A 20,437-nucleotide genomic window follows, 5' to 3' on the forward strand; every position below is an offset into this window, starting at 1 on the left:
ATTATGAAAAAGATATTTTATATCCTGTACTTATTACCGTTGCTTAGTGTAATGGCTCAGGAGGCCCCCACTAAGAAAGAAATTGGAAATTATAATAATAACAGGTTTAGCCAGATGTATGACATTATGGCTACGCCAAACATGTTCCGTACTGCTTCAGGCGCGCCGGGCCCTGCTTACTACCAGCAGCAGGCAGACTATAAAATTGATGTTGAGCTTGATGATAAAAATACAAAGCTGTTTGGTACTGAAACCATAACTTACCACAATAATGCGCCCGAACCTTTGGAATACCTATGGGTACAGCTTGACCAAAACAGAAGGGCTGCAGATTCTGAATCACCGCTGGCAGAGAGCGATAAAATGAATGGTTCTTATAGCCCTACAGGTTTTTCGCGTACGTACATGGAACAACCCTTTGACGGAGGATTTAAGATAGAATATGTAAAAGATGCAAAAGGTAAGCCTATGCAATATACCATCAATAAAACCATGATGCGTATAGACCTGGCTTCGCCTTTAAAACCGGGTGAAAAAATAGTTTTTTCCATAAAGTGGTGGTATAACATCAACAATTACTTTGTTGTAGGGGGGCGTTCCGGCTACGAGCACTTTGCCAAAGACGGTAACAATCTTTACATTATTGCACAGTTTTACCCACGCATGGCGGTTTATAATGATGTTGAGGGCTGGCAGAATATGCAGTTTTGGGGCGCAGGGGAATTTGCACTGCCGTTTGGTAACTTTGAGGTTACTATTACCGTGCCTGCCGACCATATAATGGAGGCAACCGGAGAGCTGCAAAACAGGAAAGATGTATTTACTGCCGCACAATTAAAGCGGTATGAGCTGGCTGAAAAAACTTTTGACAAGCCTGTTGTAGTAGTAACGCAGCAGGAAGCAGAACAGGCTGAAAAAGGTTTTTCTGAAAAGAAAAAGACATGGAAATTTAAGGCAAAAATGGTAAGGGATTTTGCTTTTTCCACCTCCCGTAAGTTTATGTATGATGCTATGGCGGTAAAGCTTGGCGGCAAAAATGTTATGGCTATTTCACTTTACCCAAAGGAAAGCAACCCGCTATGGGGCGATAACTCAACTAAAGTAGTGGCACATACTCTTAAAACCTATTCAAAATATACATTTGATTATCCCTACCCCAAAGCAGTATCAATTTCTGCAGAAGGTCAGGGTATGGAGTATCCTATGATATGCTGGAACTATGGCCGGCCTGATGAAAACGGGTTTGTTAGCGAAAAACTTAAATATGGAATGATGAGCGTTATCATTCATGAAGTAGGGCATAATTTTTTCCCCATGATTGTAAATTCTGATGAACGCCAGTGGACATGGATGGATGAAGGGCTTAATACCTTTCTTCAATATATAACCGAACAGGAATTTATAGAAGGCTACCCCTCAAGCAGGGGCCCTGCAGCCAAAATTGTTCCTTATATGAGCGGTGACCAGAAATTTCTTGAACCTATTATGTCAAACTCCGAAACCATACACCAGTTTGGTGCCAATGCTTATGCCAAGCCCGCCACGGGTCTGGTTATTTTGCGGGAAACCATTATGGGTAAGGAATTATTTGACCATGCCTTTAAAATGTATGCTAACCGCTGGAAATTCAAACATCCTACCCCGGAAGATTTTTTCCGGACTATGGAAGATGCTTCGGCAGTTGATTTGGACTGGTTTTGGCGCGGATGGTTTTATTCAACAGATTATGTAGATGTAGGTATTAAAGAAGTAAAACAATTTCGTGTATCTGTTGAAAAACCAAAAACAGAAGAAAAAAAGGAGGAAGTTTCGGCAAGGAGGCGCAGGCTTAATAACAATACTGAAACGCAGTATGTATATATGATGGCTGACAGCCTGAACAGCGTAGAGCCACTTGATATTAAAAATATAAAAGTGCTTAAAGATTATTTACAGGAAAAATTTACACCTGCCGAAAGGGCAGCATTAAAATCACCTAAATATTTTTATGAAGTTACTTTTGACAAACCGGGAAATATGCTGATGCCTGTAATAACTGAACTTACTTTTGAGGATGGCACTACGCAAAAGTATACTTTTCCTGTACAGATATGGCGCAAAAACAACCAGCAGGTTTCAAGGGTTTTTGCAGTAGATAAACCTGTTTGGAAAATAACAGTTGACCCCGATTTACAAACGGCGGATATTGATGTTGCCAATAATGTATGGCCAAAGCAGGAAGTAAGGTCAAAATTTGATGAGTTTGAAGAGTAGCCAAACTATGGCAGCTAAAAAGTTTAACGGGGTGTTGCCTTTTTAAAAATATAATTATAGCTACATTTGTATATCAAAATTTATAGCCATGTTTGGAATAGGAGGAGGAGAGCTATTCTTCATAATAATAGTGGTATTGATGCTTTTTGGCTCGGATAAAGTACCTGAAATTGCCAGGAATCTTGGTAAAGGTATGCAGCAGCTTAAAAATGCAACAAACGATATTAAAAGCGAGATAAGCAAAAGTGCCGAGGTGGATGATTTAAAAAGGACATTTAAGGAAATTGGCACAGGCAGCAGCGATACTACTGATAATATTAATGAGGAAATAAATAAAGTAAAGCAGGATATTGAGGAAATGTCCGGCCCCATAAAACGTAACGGCAGGTAGATGCTTGAAAAGCTGGTAGAAATAGACAGGGATGTTTTTGTATTTCTTAACTCATTGGGTTCAGAATCATTTGACGGTTTTTGGCTTTTTATAACCAAACAGATAAACTGGATTCCTGTTTTTGCCATTATAGCCTACCTTGCTTTTAAACGTTTGGGCTGGCGGCACGCCCTGCTGGTGGTGGGTATTGTAGCATTATTAATTACGGTAACCGACCAGTCTACCAACCTCATTAAAAATAGCTTTCAGCGCCTGCGTCCCGGTAACAATCCGGATATAGCAGGGTATATAAGGGCTGTACAGCACAGGAAATCTTTCAGTTTTATTTCAGGCCATGCATCAAACAGTATGGCGGTAGCCTTCTTTTTATATAAGGTACTGCGCCCTTATTTAAAATATATGGGGTTTTTCTTTTTGTGGCCGCTTATATTTGCTTATAGCAGGATATACCTTGGGCTTCATTACCCGGGGGATATATTGGTAGGTTACCTGTGGGGTATTTTAATGGCATTTATCATGTTGAGGCTTTATGCCTACCTCCGCAACAGGTTTTTTCCTGAACAAAAAGAAGGTTTAGATAACCCTGCTAACAGTGAGCCCGTCTCGAATGGGTAATAATACTGTTTCCACACGCGGGTCTTCCTTTAGTTTTTTGTTGTATTCCAAAAGTATCTTAGTGCTTTTGTCATTTGGTTTTACAGGTTCAAGTATCTTGCCGCTCCATAAAACATTATCACTTAAAATTATACCGCCTTTGTTCATTAAAGGTATTACTGCATCAAAATAATTAATATAATTTTCTTTATCGGCATCAATAAAAACAAGGTCAAAGTTTTTATTAAGCTTTGGGATAATATCAAGCGCGTTGCCTAAATGCTGGTGTATCTGTCCTCTCCATTCAGAACGGTCAAAATATTTTTTTTGGAAGTCGTATAATTCTTCATTATTATCTATAGTATCAATGCTGCCATTGGCCTGTAAACCTTCAGCAAGGCATAATGTGGCATAACCTGTATAAGTGCCGATTTCCAGTATGTGAAAAGGGTTAACCAGTTTAGAGATCAGGCTTAGTACCCTGCCCTGAAAATGCCCGCTAAGCATGCGGGGCTGTAATATTTTCTGGTGGGTTTCCCGGTTGAGTTCAGATAATAATTCCGGCTCATTTTCACTGTGCAGTGCTGCATAGTCTTCCAGTTCTTCAGATATAAAGTGCATACAGGTAAATTTTTGTAAAGATACTGAATACAAAGAAAATGTTTCATAAAGCAATTTTATTGCGGTGCAGTAATTATTACCTTCAAACTTATACCTTTGCAGCGCCACATACAATTGAATTATGAAAAACACAATTACTTTAATTTTTGCATTTATATGTTTTGCAGCTACAGCACAGGTAACAAACCAGGGCAAACCCGCAAGCTGGAAAATGAAGGATATAGAAAATCCTGAACCTATTATAATGCCTGCTTTTAACCTGAAGGCGCTTAAAGATGAAGATGCCGCCAATGCCGGCAGGAAAGATATACCCTGGAGATACGGTTATGAATTTATAGTAGATTACAACCTGCAGAACAGCGGGCAATGGACTGATTTACCGGATGGCGGCAGGATATGGAGAGCCAGGTTTAAATCTGCAGGTGCCAGGACAATGAATTTCCTTTTCAATGATTTTTATATGCCTGAAGGGGCAACATTATATTTATATAATAATGAGCGCACTGACTTATTAGGTGCTTATGATGCCAGACAGAACAATGATGAGAGGGTTTTAGGTACATGGCTGGTTAAAGGTGAGGATATATGGATTGAATATTATGAGCCGGCAGGTGTGAGGGGTAAAGGCAGCCTGGATATATATAAAGTGGTGCATGGATACCGTACAGCAGACGATTATAACAAAGCACCGGATGACGACCTTAACAGTTCAGGGGCTTGTAATTATGATGTGGATTGCTTTATGGAAAGTATTGAAAATCTTAAGGGCGTAAATAAAAAAGCGGTAGGCTTAATAATTACAAACAATTCAAGCTTTTGCTCAGGGGCTTTGATAAATAATACAAATAATGATGGAACACCTTATTTTTTAACGGCAGACCATTGCTATTCCAATCCGTCTCAGTGGTCATTCAGGTTTAACTGGATAAGCCCTAACCCTGTTTGTGCAGATGTACAGCCAAGTACTACCAATGCACCTGATTATTATCAAACTGTTAGTGGTGCCGCATTAAGGGCAAGGCGCTCGGCTTCTGATTTCTGCCTTGTGGAAATTACCGCCAGTCTGCCTGATGCCTGGGATTTGGTTTGGGCAGGATGGGACAGGAGCGATGCCGTTCCCGCTTCTACTTTCGGAATACACCACCCGGCAGGTGATATTATGAAAGCGTGCCGTGACCTGAACTCTCCACAACTCATTAATTCAGGTGGTGAAAGTATGTGGAGGATACAGGATTGGGATTTGGGTGTAACCGAGGGTGGTTCTTCGGGTTCTCCGTTATTTGATAACTCAGGCAGGATTATAGGCCAGCTTAGTGGTGGTACCGCAGCCTGCAACGGAACTGTTGATAACGGCGGATATGATGAATATGGCAGGTTTGCCACATCGTGGAGCGCAGGGCTAAGCAGTTCGCAAAGATTAAAAGAATGGCTTGACCCAACAAATACAAATGCTTTGACATTAAATAGTTACCCTGCCCAGCAATTAAATAATTTTGATGTAAAAATACAGGTGGCTACTGTAGTGGCTGATGGATGTAGTGAATCTGCAACATCTCAGGTAAGGATTATTAATACAGGCCAGCAAAATATAACTGGTGTGCAATTACAATATGTTTTGAATTCTGCTGCGCCTGAAACTATTGACTGGACAGGTAACCTGGTATCAGGTGAAAGCCAGTTGGTAAACCTGCCTTTATTGCAAGGAGCGCCAGGTAATAATGAATTAACAGTCAATGCAAATTTACCTCTTGGCATCACAGATGGCGATACCGAAAATAACACAGTAACTTCTTCTTTTACAGTGAGGAAATATGAAATAACCAATGTAATATTTAATTTATTTACAGATTATTTCGGATATGAAACCAGTTGGGAACTGGCAGATGAAGGAGGCAATATTCTGTACAGTGGTTCCGGTTATAATTCATTTGAGGACGTTAGTGAAACTTTTGTATTAGCTGCCGAGGGCTGCTATACATTTACAATATATGATGAATATGAAGATGGGATATGTTGTGATGGCGGCCAGGGTTTCTACTCGCTAAGTACGGCCTCAGGTTCGCTTATAGGTCAGGGTGCATCGTTTGGGGAGTCGGAATCTGTAAGTTTCAGGTTAGTAGATAATTTATCGGTTGAGAATCGTTCACAAAAAATAGCCAATATATTCCCTAATCCTTCCACAGGTATATTTAATGTTAATGTAAACGAACCGGTAAACTACCAGCTTTATAATATTTTAGGTCAGCAGATAAGCAGCGGCAGTTTTACCGCCGGTGAAAACAGGCTTTATATGTCTTCTTCTGCCAAAGGTGTATATATACTTTCTATTACAGGTGTTAATGGTAAAACAGCAAATATCAGGCTGGTAAAGGAATAGCTTAAGAGTTTAATTAATAAATAGTTCCTACCTTTGCAGGATGCCAATGGAGAAGAAAGATATAAGGACACTTACAAAAGAACAATTACGCGACTTTTTTGTGACGAGAGGCGATAAGGCTTTTCGGGGCAACCAGGTGTATGAGTGGCTTTGGAGCAAAGGAGCACACAGTTTTGAGGATATGACAAATGTTGCAAAGCCCACCCGGCAAATGCTGGAGGATAACTTTGTAATAAACCATATAAAAGTAGACCAAATGCAGAAAAGCGGCGACGGCACTATAAAAAATGCCGTCCGCCTGCATGATGGTCTTGTAGTCGAATCGGTACTTATACCTACGGAGACCCGTACAACCGCCTGTGTTTCCAGCCAGGTAGGGTGCAGCCTTGACTGTAATTTTTGTGCTACCGCCAGGTTAAAGCGCATGCGAAACCTTAATCCTGATGAAATTTATGACCAGGTTGTAGCTATAGATAACGAGAGCAGGCTGTACCATAAAAGGCCGCTGTCAAACATTGTATTTATGGGTATGGGCGAACCGCTTATGAATTATAATAACGTTATTAAAGCCATAGAAAAAATTACATCGCCTGAAGGGTTGGGGATGTCACCAAAGCGAATAACGGTATCAACATCCGGTGTGCCCAAAATGATAAAAAAACTGGCTGACGATGGGGTAAAGTTTAAACTTGCGGTATCGCTGCATTCTGCCATTGATGAGGTAAGGTTTTCCATAATGCCGTTTAGTGAAAATTTTCCTTTAAAAGATTTAAGGGAGGCTTTAGAATACTGGTATTCAAAAACCAAGAGCAGGGTTACTTATGAATATGTGGTGTGGAAAGGTATAAATGACGGCAAGGATGCTATTGATGCACTGGTAAAGTTTTGCAAATATGTACCCTGTAAAGTAAACCTAATAGAATATAACCCTATTGATGATGGTGAATTTCAGCAGGCAGCACCCGAAGCAATAGACAACTATATTAAAACACTTGAAAAAAATGATATAGTGGTAAAAGTACGCCGTAGCAGGGGCAAAGATATTGACGCGGCATGCGGTCAGCTCGCCAACAAAAATGAGGCTGTTTCGGGCAACGGGTAACGCAGTTGCTGCAAACTATTTATTATCTTTGGCACACCATGAAAATCACTGAGCAGATAAAGCAGCCTATACTGAAAGAAATGGAACTTTTTGAGAAGAAGTTTCATGAGTCAATGTCTTCTAAAGTTGCACTGTTAAACCGTATCACCTATTATATTGTAAACAGGAAAGGGAAGCAAATGCGCCCTATGTTTGTTTTTCTCACTGCAAAAATGGTTAGCGGCGGCACTGTAAACGAACGTACTTACAGAGGAGCATCGGTAATTGAACTGATACATACTGCTACACTGGTACATGATGATGTAGTGGACGACAGTAATAAGCGTAGGGGCTTTTTTTCTATCAATGCTTTATGGAAAAATAAAATTGCGGTACTGGTAGGAGACTACCTTCTTTCTAAAGGGCTTTTGCTTTCTATAGATAATGGTGATTTTGATTTGCTGCGTATAATATCGGTAGCGGTACGCGAAATGAGTGAGGGCGAATTACTGCAGATAGAAAAGGCAAGGCGCCTTGATATAACTGAAGATGTATATTATGAAATTATTCGGCAAAAAACAGCTACCCTTATTGCCGCCTGCTGTTCACTTGGTGCCTGTTCTGTAGATCCTGACGGTGAGCACACCCTAAAGATGCGCAGGTTTGGGGAGTTAATAGGAATGGCCTTCCAGATTAAGGATGACCTTTTTGATTATACAGACGATGCTATCGGCAAACCAACAGGCATAGATATAAAGGAGCAAAAAATGACATTGCCGCTTATTTATACCTTGAATAACTGCGACAGGCAGGAGAAAAAGTGGCTTATAAATTCGGTAAAGAACCATAATAAAGATAAAAAGAGGGTAAAAGAAGTTATAGCTTTTGTTAAGCAAAAAGGAGGGCTTACTTATGCCGAACAAAAAATGGGCGAATTTCAGCGCGAGGCATTGGAAATTATACGGGAATACCCCGCATCGCCTTATAAAGATGCCCTTGAGCTTATGGTTAATTATGTTATTGAAAGAAAAATATAAAGCAGCCTATAGCTGCTTTTTTGTTTAATTTAAAAAATGTAAATTTTTTTACCTTTCATGCAACCATTTTAAATTCCATCTCGTCTATGTTAATAGAAGTCGGTTTAATAGCGGGGTTCAACAATCAATCAACAAACACACATTGAAAGTAATTGCCTTACATCAGGAAGAAAGGGAAATCATTTTGCAGGCCGCGGAAAACAACCGCCATGCCCAGCATAAAATTTACTCTAAATTCGCCCCGAAAATGCTTGGGGTTTGCAGGCAGTACATTAAAGACCTTCACCTGGCGGAAGACGTTATGATAACTGCCTTTATGAAAGTTTTTACCAATATTGGGAACTTTGAGCATAAAGGCAGTTTTGAAGGCTGGATAAGGCGTATCATGGTAAATGAGTGTATTTCGTATTTGCGGGTGCAGAAAAAGGTGAGCTTTATGGAAGATGAGTATTTTACCGAAAGTACCTTTAATAATATTGAAAGCCAGTTTTCGGTAGAGGATATACAGTCGCTTATAGACAGCCTGCCGGATGGATATAAGATGGTATTTAACCTTTATGCTATTGAAGGTTTTAAGCACCAGGAAATTGCAAAAATGTTGGGCATAAGTGAAGGGACGTCAAAGTCTCAGCTTTCACATGCCAGGAAAATGCTGCAGGAGCAGGTAAATAAATTAAAAAACTATGAAAACGGAACAGAATAAATTAGAACAGCAATTTAAGCAAAAGCTTGATGAAAGGCTTATACAGCCTTCAGGAGCAGCCTGGGACAGGCTGGATGCGATGCTTTCGGTTGCTGAAAAGAAAGAGCAAAAAAAGCCTGTAAGGTTATGGCTTTATGTGGCAGCAGCGTGCCTGGTGGCATTATTGGGTTGCACTTTATTCTTTAAATTTCAAGATAATGCAGTAATCCCCGCGGATGTTCCTGCCGTTGTAACTTCCCCGGATATTGAAAGCAAGGAAACCCCTGTAAAGCCGCATTATCATTCTACAGATGATGTAGCGCCTGCTGCTAAAACCGAAGTAGTTTCGGTAATTGGCAAAGCACCGGTAAAGGCGGGTGCTGCTAAAGATAAATTCGATAGTTATGAAAAGGTGGAGCAGGAATTTACCAATGAAGCTATAGTTGAAAATACCGAAAATGCTTTGCAAAAGAAAACTGCTATTACGGTTGATCCTGCGAAGCTGCTTGCAGCAGTAGAGTCGGGTGTTGATGCGCCAATAGCGAAAGCAGAAAAACAAACCATAAAAGTAGATGCTAATTCCCTGCTAAGCACGGTTGAAGGCGAAATGGATGAAAGCTTCAGGAATAAGGCTATAAAAACGGCAATTAAAAACTTTAATGCTGTAAAAACCTCTGTTGCAAACAGGAATTATCAATAAAACAATAACACCAAAAATCATCAATAACATGAAAACTATTACCGTTTATGTGGCTGCATTGCTATGCCTTGTAGCATCAAAACTGGCAGCCCAGGAAACTTTTGAAGACAGGGTAAGGACAATTTCCAATAATATTGAAAAGATAACCAAAGAGGAGAAGGACTCCCTTAAGATTGAAATTGAACAGGTAAATTCCCTGTTAAGCGATAATGAGATAACAGAGCAGGAAGCCCAAAAAAGAAAACAGGAATTTGCTGAGAAAAGGGCTAAAAATATTGAAAACCGTGTTGCTGTAGAAGAGCAGAAACTTACTGACCTTGTTAAAGATAAAGTTGACGGCAAGGTGAAAAGCAAAAGAAAATTCTGGTTTATTACAATAGAAGACGGACCAAAGGATACTACCATAGTGAAAGAGTACAGTTATAAAAGGACAACATCGCAATTTGTGTTTGCGCTGGGTGTAAACAGGCTGGTGGCAGACGGCAAGGTTGATACTGATAATTACCAATGGCGTTCTGATTTTTACGAGTGGGGGGTTACATGGAATACAAGGATTATGAAACACAACAACCTTCTTCATGCCAAATACGGGTTATCATTACAGTATAACAACCTGCGTCCTGATAATAACATGGTGTTTGTAGCCGACGGTAACAAAACCGTCTTGGAAGATTCCGGCCGCGACCTTGACCTTTCACGCTTACGCTATGTAAACCTTGTTGTGCCGGTACACCTTGAGTTTGATTTTACAAAGAAAAAAGTAAATGGCGATAAGACCTATTTTCCTACACACCATAGTTTCCGCGCAGGTATAGGCGGCTATACAGGGGTAAACGTAAAAGAAAAACAGATAACAAAATACTCTGAAGATGGGCATAAAGTAAAGCACAGGGAAAAAGGCGATTTTAATGTAAGTGACTTTGTTTACGGGGTAAGTGCCTATATCGGCTATGGCGAAATAAGCCTTTATGCCAAATACGATTTACAGCCCGTATTTGCAAATAATGAAGTCGATCAGAATAATTTATCACTTGGCATAAGATTTGATATAAATTAGTTTAGTTAAGGGTTAGTTTTGTACTTTTGAAAGAAGACGTTTTCCGAAAGGGGGCGTCTTTTTTTTCGCCTTACAGTTTTATCCGTATTTTTATGTAAAAAAACTATGTCGCATAATCATTCGCACCATCACCACCATTCCGGTAAAAATATTAAGGTAGCTTTTTTTCTTAACCTTGGCTTTACCGTATTGGAAATAATAGGCGGTTTTTATGTAAACAGTGTAGCCATAATTTCGGATGCACTACATGATTTGGGCGACAGCCTTTCTTTAGGGATAGCCTGGTACTTAAACGAACATTCCAGGAAAAAGCCTGATAATAAATTTACATTTGGTTACAGCCGTTTTTCTTTGCTTGGGGCACTTATAAACAGTATAGTCCTTATTGCCGGCTCTATATATGTTGTCAGCGAAGCCATAAACAGGCTAATGCATCCTGAAGCTACAGATGCAAGGGGAATGCTTATTTTTGCAATAATAGGTATAGCCGTAAATGGTTATGCAGCCTTTAGGTTAAGCGGGGGTAAATCGCTTAACGAAAGGGTGGTAAGCTGGCACCTTGTTGAGGATGTACTGGGTTGGGTAGCCGTATTGATAGTGTCGATAGTAATGATGTTTACAGAAAATGCCTCGTTTCTTGACCCGGCCCTTTCACTGGCTATTACACTGTTTATTTTATATAATGTAGTAAAACGCTTAAAGGAAACCATGCAGATAATGCTGCAGGGCACACCTTATGATATAAGACCTGATGAAATTGAAAAGGAAATATTACAGGTTGGCAATGTTAAATCCATGCACCACATGCATGTATGGTCTTTAGAGGGGGAGCACCATGTTTTTACTGCGCACGTTAAAACCTATGGAGTAGCAACTTTTAATGAAGTGCTTGAGGTAAAGAAAAATGTAAAGCAGGTACTTAAAAAATATCCTTTTTCCCATTACACAATAGAGATAGAGCTTGATAATGAAGTATGTGAGCTATTGGATGAAAAGCCTCTTAAATAAATGAGCCAAAGTGCATAACTTTGTATCTTTGCTATCCTTTAATTTTTGCACCTGCTAAACCTTGATTTCTAAAAATACTATAGATACCGTATTTGAAACCGCCCGTGTAGAGGAGGTAATAGGTGATTTTGTACAGTTGAAAAGGGCAGGCAGCAACCTAAAGGGGCTAAGCCCTTTCAGTAACGAAAAATCACCTTCTTTTATGGTTTCTCCTGTAAAACAAATATGGAAGGATTTTAGTTCCGGTAAAGGAGGAAATGCTGTGGCTTTCCTTATGGAGCATGAGCATTTTTCCTACCCTGAAGCCATACGTTACCTGGCAAAAAAATATAATATTGAAATTGAGGAAACCGAGCAGTCAGACGAGCAAAAGGAACAGGCTAATGAAAAGGAAAGCATGTACCTGGTTTCGGAGTTTGCACAAAAATATTTCCATAGCACACTGTTAAATACTGATGAAGGCAGGGCAATAGGCTATTCCTATTTTAAAGAGCGCGGCTTTAGCGGGGAAACCATAAGTAAGTTTGGGCTGGGTTATTCGCCTGAAGAATGGGACGCGTTTACCAAAGAGGCTTTGGGAAAAGGCTATAAACTGGAGTTTTTGGATAAAACCGGGCTGACTATAACGCGAGAGGACGGGAGGAATATTGACCGTTTTCGGGGCAGGGTAATGTTTCCTATACAAAGCATGTCGGGCAGGGTGTTGGGTTTTGGAGGGCGTATTTTAGGAAATGACAAGAAAGTAGCCAAATACCTCAATTCGCCCGAAAGTGAAATTTACCACAAGAGCAAGGTTTTGTATGGTATTTACCATGCAAAGCAGGCTATAGCAAAGCAGGACAACTGCTATCTTGTTGAGGGCTATACCGATGTTATACAATTGCACCAGGCAGGGATAGAAAATGTGGTTGCATCAAGCGGTACTGCACTTACACCCGACCAGATAAGGCTGATAAACAGGCTTACCAAAAATATAACTGTGCTGTTTGATGGTGATGCCGCAGGTTTACGTGCCTCAATAAGAGGTATAGACCTTATACTGGAAGAGGGCATGAATGTTAAGGTATGCACATTTCCCGAAGGTGAAGACCCGGATAGTTTTGCAAAAAAAACACCTTATGATGAACTTCAGGAATACCTTAAAAACAATTCAAAGGATTTTATCCAGTTTAAAGCATCATTACTGGTGGATGAAGCCCAGAACGACCCGGTAAAGAAAGCCGGGCTTATAAGGGATATGGTAACCAGCATATCTAAAATACCCGACAGGATACAGCGGGAAATATATATACAGGAATGTTCCCGTATTATGGATATATCAGAGCAGGTACTTGCCAGCACGCTGGCACAGCTGGTTCAGAAAGATATAGCCGATGCAAATAAAAAATACAAAGAGGAGCAAAAGGCACAGTCATTAAAACCTGTAGCAGAGGCACCACAACAGCAGGAACAGATAAACATACTGGATAACCTTGAACGGGGTATTATTGAAATACTACTTTTGTATGGCGGCATTAAGCAGGATTTTGAAGATGTATATATTAAATATGACGAGTTTGGTAAAGAATATGAACATACCGAAAGAAAGGAGTATGCCGTTTATGAGCGTATTTATCTTAACCTGCAGGAGGATGAAATAGAATTTACCAATCCTGTTTTTAAAGCCTTATACTCGCATATAATAAATTATTACCTCTCTGGGCAGGTGCTTAATACAGAAACTTTTTTAAATACACTGCCGCCCGAACTGCAATATGTTGCCACCGATATTTTTATGCAGGATGATAAATATTACCTGCATGAATGGGAGGAAAAAAAGCAAATACCTGTAAAAGATAAAAACATGGGTATTGCCGCCTATACCAATGAGCATATAATTGACCTGCGCTGGCTGCTTTTAGGCAGGCTGGTACAGGATCTTAAAATGCAGGTAGGGCCTGAGGCTGATAATACAGAAATTCTGCAATCTGTAAATGATTATAATGTACTTATAAATTACCTGTCCAGAAAAATAAACAGGATAAGGAGCAGGTTTTACTAAACAATATCCAGTGTTTTAGCCTTATTTACTAAATCCACAAGGTTGGTAACATGCAGTTTTGTAAGCAGCCTTAATTTATAGGTACTGATTGTTTTTTCATTAAGGTCAAGCAGCTTGGCAATTTCCTTATTCTTTTTGCCCTCGCTAAGATACCTTAAAACCTCAATTTCGCGGGAGGACAGCTTGCGGTACAGCCTTTCCGACTTTTTGCCTTTATTAAGCAGGGCAAGATTTTTCTTTACGGTATCGCTAAATACCACTTCGCCTTCATTTACTTTTTTAATAGCATTTTCAAGGTCTTCCATCCTGGCACTTTTATGCACGTAGGCAGAAACGCCTGCCTTAAGTGCATTTGGGGCATAAATCTGTTCAGCAAGGTTAGTAAATATTATTACCTTGGTATCAGGAAACTCCTTAATGAGTGATTTAACTGCACTTATACTTGTAAGCCCGTCAAGCTCAAGGTCTATCACGGCGGCATCAACTGTTTTTTTTCCTAATATATCCAATAAGCTATCCAGACTGTTAACAACACCCACAAAACTAAATTCCGGATTATCCCTGAAGTAAGACTTCATCCCATAATGTACAACAGGATGGTTATCTGCCAAGCAAAGTTTTATCATAATTGTAATTTTTGGGTTAAAACTTATAGTAAAGTTAGGTATTAATATCTTAAAGTATTGTGAATGAAAGAATTTTATTTCAAAAATTCAGGGATATCACAAACCGGTATAGCGTTCATTTTGTGTTGGTTAATAGTATTAAGTCTTATATAAATCTTAAAAACGTCTTTTAATCGCCCTGTAAAGTCTTCTTCGGTTTTGCCTTTTTCGGCTTCCAGCATGGCCCATTCAAGTTCATCATAACTTGCCCCAAGCTGGTCTTCATCACTCCTGTCATCCCCAAAAAGGCCGTCAGTAGGTTTTGCAGCTATAATGCTTTGTGGCACATCCAGATAGGCTGCCAACAGGCGTACTTCCGATTTCATCAAGTCGGCAATTGGGCTGATGTCAACGCCCCCATCACCATATTTTGTAAAAAAGCCGACACCAAAATCTTCAACCTTATTGCCTGTGCCTGCTACAAGTGCACTGTGTATGCCTGCCATATAATATAATGTAGTCATCCTGAGCCTTGCACGTGTATTGGCAAGGGTAAGGTCCAACAGGTGCGGGTTGCCTGTTTCCGGTACTTCTGTCCTGAACGATTCGAAAACAGGGGTAAGGTCAACTTCTGCCGAAGTAACATTGGTATAGCGTTCCTTAAGCTGCTTTATGTGTTCACGTGCACGGCTTACATGGCTTGGTGCCTGGTGTATTGGCATTTCCACACATAAGGTAGGATATCCGGTTTGTGCGCATAGGGTTGAGGTTACAGCAGAATCTATTCCGCCAGATATTCCTACAACAAAACCTTTAACTTTTGCGTTAGTTACATAATCATGCAGCCATTGCACTATATATTCATTTATTTCCTTAGCCTTAAAAGTATTTTTGCCGGTCATGATTTACTTATTTAATAGGATTTACTAATGTATATTTGCACTGAAAATTGCACATAAAATTAAAAAAATCTAAAATAAGAGTTCTTAATATTATTACAATTAATATTACAAATGAAGAAGTTATTACTGCTGTTTACTATTATGCTACTTATTGTTTCCTGTAAGCAGGAAAATAAAACAGAGCAAAAAATTGCCGAAGTACCTGTAAAGGAAGTGCATATAAAGAGGTTTGATAAAATATTCTTTAAAAGCAGCCCTGATGAATTGCCGGCCTTGAAAAAGGAATATCCTTTCCTGTTTCCTGCCGATACTCCTGATGAGGTTTGGGTACAGAAAATGACTGACCCTTTCCTTAAGGAACTTTATACGGAGGTGCAAAAAGCATATCCTGACCTGAATGGGCTTGAAAAAGATTTAGAGCAGCTTTTTCAGCGTATGAGGTATTATTATCCTGAGTTAAAAGAGCAGCCTGACGTTATAACCTTAGTTTCTGATGACCTGGATATAAAATCTATATATACAGATAATATTGTACTGATACCGCTTAGCCTTTACCTGGGCAGGGATAACCGACTTTACGAGGGGCTGGATAAATACCAGGTGCAAAATTATGAACCTTCACAAATATTGCCGGATATAGTAAGCTCTTTCAGCAACAACAGGGTTCCGGTTCCGCAGGATAGGTCGCTTTTAGCCTTAATGGTTTATTTTGGTAAACAGTTATATTTAAAAGATGTGCTCCTGCCTGATGCTACAGATGCCGATAAAATTGGTTATACACAGGAACAGATTGACTGGTCAAAGGCTAATGAAGAAGAAATCTGGCGTTATTTTGTAGATGAGAAGATTTTATTTGATAATAATCCTAAACTCGCACTGCGCTTTATAAACCCTGCACCATTTTCCAAGTTTTACCTTGAAGTGGATAAAGAATCGCCCGGCAGGATTGGGCAGTGGATGGGGTGGCAGATTGTGCGTGCCTACATGAAAAATAATGAGGTAACTTTGCAGGATATGATCCAAAAGGATGCGAAAGAAATTTTTGATAACTCTAAATATAAACCAAAGAAATAATGCCTGAAGATAAATTACATAAATCTGAAATTAAAATAAACGTAGCACTTGATGATAACAGGATTCCTGAAAAATTAAGCTGGACTGCCCGTGACGGTGGCGTGGTAAACCAGGAATCTAAAGCCATTATGCTTTCCGTGTGGGACAGCAAAGTACAGGAAAGCATGCGTATTGACCTGTGGACAAAAGATATGCCTGTGGATGAAATGAAAGTCTTTTTCCACCAGACACTGGTTTCCATGTCGGATACATTTGAGCGCGCTACGGGAGATAAAAAAATGAGCGACACCATGAAAGATTTTTGTGACTACTTTGCTGAAAAGCTGGAGCTTAAAAATGATAAATAATTGCGGCTATGAGCCGCTTTTTTATGGATATAACCTTCCGAGAATTTAAAGTTGAGGATACCGCAGCGGTAATCAGCCTTTTTCGTAATACTGTACGCAGTGTAAACAGGCAGCATTATACCGAAGAACAAACCAAAGCCTGGGCTCCTGATATTATTTATGAAGATAAATGGGCAGATAAATTGCAAAAGCATTATACAGTTGTTGCCGAGCTTAACGGGGTAATATGTGGTTTTGGCGATATAGATAATACGGGGTATTTTGACCATCTTTTTGTGCATAAGGACTACCAGCGCAAGGGCATAGCAGCAGGTATAACCGAAAGGATAGAGGATTATGCCATACAAATGGGAATAAAAGTTATAACCGTAGCAGTATCAATAACGGCAAAACCCTTTTTTACAGTGAAAGGATATTCTTTGCTACGGCAGCAGGAAGTAGAATTTAACGGACAGGTTTTTACCAATTTCCAGATGGAAAAGAAAATTATTTAAATCCCTGATTTTTAAATATTTCCTGGTTAACCGTATCTATATAATTTAAAAGTTCATCACGGCCGGTACCCTCTGTAGATGAGGTAACAAAATACTGTGGCATCTCTTCCCAGTTATTGGCCAGTAATTGTTTCCTGTATGCCGCTACATGCTGGCTTATCTTGCCTTTGCTTATTTTATCGGCTTTTGTAAAAATAATGCAGAAAGGTACCTGTGCCTCACCAAGATAATTTATAAACTCAAGGTCAATTTTTTGCGCTTCAAGGCGTATGTCTATCAAAACAAAGCCGCACACAAGCTGTTCCCGTTTTTCAAAATAGTCGGTAATGAATTTTTGAAAAGTTTCCTTTGCTTTTTTGGAAACCCTGGCATAGCCGTAACCCGGCAGGTCGACAAGAAACCAGTTACTGTTTATTTTAAAGTGGTTAATAAGCTGTGTTTTTCCAGGCTTGGCAGATGTTTTGGCAAGGCTGTTCCGCCCTGTAAGCATATTAATAAGTGAGGACTTACCAACGTTGGAACGGCCAATAAAAGCATATTCCGGCAACGGTTCGTTTGGGCATTTCGCCACATCACTGTTGCTTATTATAAATTCGGCAGTATTAACTTTCATATAGCAGGTGTTTTTTAGCCTCCCGGCTATATTAATATAATTATAGCCCCGAAGCTTTCAGCCAATCGTGCATAATCCTGTTAAACTCTTCAGGATGTTCCATCATGGCAGCGTGCCCGCATTGGTCAATCCAGTACAGGGATGAGTTGGGCAGCAGCTTATGGAATTCCTCAGCAACATCAGGTGGGGTTACAGTATCGTTTTTACCCCATATTATGCAGGTAGGCACATGCATTTTAGGCAAATCTTTCGCCATGTTGTGGCGTATTGCGCTTTTGGCTATTGTAAGTGTTTTTATAAGCTTAAGCCTGTCATTGGCTACAGCATATACTTCATCAATAATTTCTTCGGTAGCAACGGCAGGGTCATAAAATACCTCACCGGCTTTTTTCTTAATATAATCCCTGTCGCCCCTGCGCGGGTAGCTGTCGCCCATAGCGCTTTCATAAAGGCCGGAACTACCTGTAATAACCAGGCCAAGCATTTTCTCGGGATACATTTTTGTGTGGTACAGCGCAATATGCCCCCCAAGTGAGTTGCCCAGTAATATTACCCTGTCAAAGCCTTTATAAGTAATAAAATCCTTTACCCATTTAGAAAAAGCCTTAACATTAGTTTTAAGCAGGCTTTGTGTATATATAGGCAATTCGGGTATTACAACTTTATACCCGTGTTTAGGAAAATACTCTGCAACACCGTCAAAATTACTTAAGCCACCCATTAAGCCGTGCAGTATAATAATCGGGGTACCTTCACCGGCTTCATAATAGCTGTATTTGCCGTCCTTATTTGTGCTTTGCATGCTTTTAATAATCGTTTCAATCAACCACAAATATATAATATTAAAGTTATTATTTACCTGATTTTTTATATGCCTGCCTGTGTTTTATAAGGTTTTTAATGATTAAAAGTTATTAGGTGTTTTAAATCCCTTACAATCAGTTGTTAACATATTTAATACATGTTCGTTAGCATTTTTTAGGAATTTAAAATTTTAATGTTAAGTATTACTAATTTTTTCAAAAATTATTAGCCTAGCACAGGTTCGGCTTACTTTTTTTTAAAACATAAACTTAAGAGCAACTTTTTTTAAAACATAGAAGTGGTAAACCAGTGTCAAAACTTATTAACAATGTGGTATAAAGTGGTATAAAGTGGTAAAATATATATATATTTGCTTTAAAATCAACACAAACGTAACTGCTTGAATGCCATAACAGGAACATATGAATGTAAGGTGGATGCTAAGGGAAGGCTGATGATGCCTGCTCCCTTAAAGAAGCAGTTGTCTGTTGGTATTGATGATGGATTTATTTTAAAGCGTTCGGTTTTTCAACCCTGCCTGGAATTATATCCAATGGGTGAGTGGAAGAAAATGATGGAGAAGATAAATAAACTGAATCGTTTTGTTAAGAAGAATAATGATTTTATAAGACGCTTTACTGCGGGTGTTAAAATGGTGGAGGTTGATGCGGCAGGCAGGCTGCTGGTGCCTAAAGACCTTGTGGTTTTTGCGGGCATAGATAAGGATATTGTACTGTCTTCGGCTGTTAATATTGTTGAAATATGGGATAAGGACAGGTATGAGCAGGCTATTGATGATTCGGTGGTTGATTTTGCTGACCTTGCCGAAGAAGTAATGGGAAATTTAAACGATGAAGATGGAATATCATAATCCGGTATTGCTAAAAGAAACTGTTGACGGGCTTAATATTAAGCCTGATGGTGTTTATGTGGATGTAACCTTTGGCGGTGGCGGGCACTCAAGGGAGATAATGAAAAGGCTTGGGGCAAATGGAAAACTTTTTGCTTTTGACCAGGATGAGGATGCACAGGCTAATAGTATTGATGATAAAAGGTTTGTGCTTGTGCCTGAAAATTTCAGGTTTATAAAAAGATACCTTCGGTTTTATGGTGTTAAGGAAGTAGATGGGGTATTGGCTGACCTTGGTGTTTCATCCCATCAATTTGATGTTCCTGAGCGCGGATTTTCAACACGTTTTGACGCGGAACTGGATATGCGCATGAGTAAAAAGAATGAGCTTAATGCTTACAGGGTAATAAACGAGTATGAGGAGCAACAGCTAAGGAAAATGTTTTTTGATTATGGTGAGCTTAAAAATGCATCGGGCCTTGCTGCTGCAATAGTAGCGGCACGAAAGGAAAAGCCTGTTAAAAATACTGAGCAGCTAAAACAGGTGCTTAGCCGTTTTTTGCCGGCGCATAAAAGCAATAAAATACTGGCGCAGATTTATCAGGCCATACGTATTGAGGTGAACCAGGAAATAGAGGTTTTAAAAGAGTTTTTAATTCAAACCGAGGAAATACTGAAGCCGGGTGGAAGGCTTAGTGTTATTTCCTATCATTCGCTTGAGGACAGGCTGGTTAAGCGCTTTATGCGTAATGGGATGTTTGAGGGTGAGCCTGAGCGCGATGTGTATGGCAATTTTGAAGTGCCTTTTAAAAGTATTGAAAAGCTTATTGTGCCAACAGAGGAGGAAATTACTGCTAATAACAGGGCAAGGAGTGCTAAACTGAGGGTTGCTGAAAAAATATAATT

At 39.6% G+C, this 20,437-nt stretch carries 21 protein-coding genes; 16 read left to right on the plus strand and 5 right to left on the minus strand.

All coding sequences use genetic code 11. The features are described 5' to 3' along the window. Positions 1-3: 3 nt before the first annotated feature. The 3 genes from GSF09_RS03540 to GSF09_RS03550 all read left to right on the plus strand — a co-directional run bounded on the left by GSF09_RS03540 (position 4) and on the right by GSF09_RS03550 (position 3,259). Positions 4-2,253 carry a M1 family metallopeptidase gene (locus GSF09_RS03540; RefSeq protein ID WP_159799559.1) on the plus strand — a complete coding sequence of 750 codons (2,250 nt, stop codon included), beginning with the start codon at positions 4-6 and terminating at the stop codon, positions 2,251-2,253. 88 nt (positions 2,254-2,341) lie between these two features. Continuing rightward, complete coding sequence (locus GSF09_RS03545; protein WP_159799560.1) at positions 2,342-2,644, plus strand: twin-arginine translocase TatA/TatE family subunit; 303 nt, start codon at positions 2,342-2,344, stop codon at positions 2,642-2,644. Then, positions 2,645-3,259: a phosphatase PAP2 family protein gene (locus GSF09_RS03550; protein WP_159799561.1), complete on the plus strand. Its 615-nt coding sequence runs from the start codon at positions 2,645-2,647 to the stop codon at positions 3,257-3,259. Here GSF09_RS03550 and GSF09_RS03555 read toward each other — a convergent pair. Next, a complete protein-coding gene (locus tag GSF09_RS03555; protein WP_159799562.1) occupies positions 3,218-3,859 on the minus strand; it encodes an O-methyltransferase in 642 nt (213 codons plus the stop codon). The genes GSF09_RS03550 and GSF09_RS03555 overlap by 42 nt on opposite strands. A gap of 121 nt (positions 3,860-3,980) precedes the next feature. Here GSF09_RS03555 and GSF09_RS03560 point away from each other — a divergent pair, with 121 nt between their 5' ends. The 8 genes from GSF09_RS03560 to dnaG all read left to right on the plus strand — a co-directional run bounded on the left by GSF09_RS03560 (position 3,981) and on the right by dnaG (position 13,842). Continuing rightward, complete coding sequence (locus tag GSF09_RS03560) at positions 3,981-6,236, plus strand: T9SS type A sorting domain-containing protein (protein WP_159799563.1); 2,256 nt, start codon at positions 3,981-3,983, stop codon at positions 6,234-6,236. A gap of 40 nt (positions 6,237-6,276) precedes the next feature. Continuing rightward, a complete protein-coding gene (gene rlmN, locus GSF09_RS03565) occupies positions 6,277-7,338 on the plus strand; it encodes a 23S rRNA (adenine(2503)-C(2))-methyltransferase RlmN (protein WP_159799564.1) in 1,062 nt (353 codons plus the stop codon). 38 nt (positions 7,339-7,376) lie between these two features. Beyond that, on the plus strand, positions 7,377-8,354 hold the full coding sequence (locus GSF09_RS03570; RefSeq protein ID WP_159799565.1) for a polyprenyl synthetase family protein: 978 nt from the start codon (positions 7,377-7,379) through the stop codon (positions 8,352-8,354). 142 nt (positions 8,355-8,496) lie between these two features. Next, positions 8,497-9,057 carry an RNA polymerase sigma factor gene (locus GSF09_RS03575; RefSeq protein ID WP_159799566.1) on the plus strand — a complete coding sequence of 187 codons (561 nt, stop codon included), beginning with the start codon at positions 8,497-8,499 and terminating at the stop codon, positions 9,055-9,057. Then, complete coding sequence (locus tag GSF09_RS03580) at positions 9,038-9,736, plus strand: hypothetical protein (protein WP_159799567.1); 699 nt, start codon at positions 9,038-9,040, stop codon at positions 9,734-9,736. Before GSF09_RS03575 ends, GSF09_RS03580 begins: the two co-directional genes overlap by 20 nt. A gap of 28 nt (positions 9,737-9,764) precedes the next feature. Beyond that, positions 9,765-10,793, plus strand: a complete 1,029-nt coding sequence (locus GSF09_RS03585; RefSeq protein WP_159799568.1) for a hypothetical protein — start codon at positions 9,765-9,767, stop codon at positions 10,791-10,793. Positions 10,794-10,898: 105 nt separating this feature from the next. Continuing rightward, on the plus strand, positions 10,899-11,801 hold the full coding sequence (locus GSF09_RS03590; RefSeq protein ID WP_159799569.1) for a cation diffusion facilitator family transporter: 903 nt from the start codon (positions 10,899-10,901) through the stop codon (positions 11,799-11,801). 61 nt (positions 11,802-11,862) lie between these two features. After that, positions 11,863-13,842: a DNA primase gene (gene dnaG / locus GSF09_RS03595; protein WP_159799570.1), complete on the plus strand. Its 1,980-nt coding sequence runs from the start codon at positions 11,863-11,865 to the stop codon at positions 13,840-13,842. On the opposite strand, the gene GSF09_RS03600 is transcribed toward dnaG, so the two are convergent. After that, positions 13,839-14,468 carry a response regulator transcription factor gene (locus GSF09_RS03600; RefSeq protein ID WP_159799571.1) on the minus strand — a complete coding sequence of 210 codons (630 nt, stop codon included), beginning with the start codon at positions 14,466-14,468 and terminating at the stop codon, positions 13,839-13,841. The two genes, dnaG and GSF09_RS03600, sit on opposite strands and share 4 nt — an antisense overlap. A gap of 74 nt (positions 14,469-14,542) precedes the next feature. Next, positions 14,543-15,349: an NAD(+) synthase gene (nadE, locus tag GSF09_RS03605; protein ID WP_159799572.1), complete on the minus strand. Its 807-nt coding sequence runs from the start codon at positions 15,347-15,349 to the stop codon at positions 14,543-14,545. Positions 15,350-15,460: 111 nt separating this feature from the next. Here nadE and gldB point away from each other — a divergent pair, with 111 nt between their 5' ends. The 3 genes from gldB to GSF09_RS03620 are packed head-to-tail and all read left to right on the plus strand — an operon-like array spanning position 15,461 to position 17,264. Beyond that, a complete protein-coding gene (gene gldB, locus GSF09_RS03610; protein WP_159799573.1) occupies positions 15,461-16,423 on the plus strand; it encodes a gliding motility lipoprotein GldB in 963 nt (320 codons plus the stop codon). Continuing rightward, the gene (gldC, locus tag GSF09_RS03615; protein ID WP_159799574.1) at positions 16,423-16,770 is read left to right on the plus strand and encodes a gliding motility protein GldC; all 348 of its coding nucleotides are present in this window, start codon (positions 16,423-16,425) and stop codon (positions 16,768-16,770) included. Before gldB ends, gldC begins: the two co-directional genes overlap by 1 nt. An 8-nt stretch (positions 16,771-16,778) precedes the next feature. Beyond that, the gene (locus GSF09_RS03620) at positions 16,779-17,264 is read left to right on the plus strand and encodes a GNAT family N-acetyltransferase (protein ID WP_159799575.1); all 486 of its coding nucleotides are present in this window, start codon (positions 16,779-16,781) and stop codon (positions 17,262-17,264) included. Here the strand turns inward: GSF09_RS03620 and yihA are convergent. Together yihA and GSF09_RS03630 are read right to left on the minus strand one after the other, a co-directional pair. Continuing rightward, entirely contained in the window at positions 17,257-17,877 is a 621-nt protein-coding gene (yihA, locus tag GSF09_RS03625) for a ribosome biogenesis GTP-binding protein YihA/YsxC (RefSeq protein ID WP_159799576.1), read from the minus strand. The genes GSF09_RS03620 and yihA overlap by 8 nt on opposite strands. Before the next feature lie 40 nt (positions 17,878-17,917). Beyond that, positions 17,918-18,679, minus strand: coding sequence for an alpha/beta fold hydrolase (locus tag GSF09_RS03630; RefSeq protein WP_159799577.1), 762 nt, complete (start codon positions 18,677-18,679; stop codon positions 17,918-17,920). A 402-nt stretch (positions 18,680-19,081) separates the two neighbouring features. Here GSF09_RS03630 and mraZ point away from each other — a divergent pair, with 402 nt between their 5' ends. Then, positions 19,082-19,552 carry a division/cell wall cluster transcriptional repressor MraZ gene (gene mraZ, locus GSF09_RS03635; RefSeq protein ID WP_159799578.1) on the plus strand — a complete coding sequence of 157 codons (471 nt, stop codon included), beginning with the start codon at positions 19,082-19,084 and terminating at the stop codon, positions 19,550-19,552. Beyond that, positions 19,539-20,435, plus strand: coding sequence for a 16S rRNA (cytosine(1402)-N(4))-methyltransferase RsmH (gene rsmH, locus GSF09_RS03640; RefSeq protein ID WP_159799579.1), 897 nt, complete (start codon positions 19,539-19,541; stop codon positions 20,433-20,435). Before mraZ ends, rsmH begins: the two co-directional genes overlap by 14 nt. Positions 20,436-20,437: the final 2 nt, after the last annotated feature.

The sequence above is a fragment of the Flavobacterium sp. MK4S-17 genome (genome assembly GCF_009848495.1).
Classification (GTDB): Bacteria; Bacteroidota; Bacteroidia; order Flavobacteriales; family Flavobacteriaceae; genus Flavobacterium.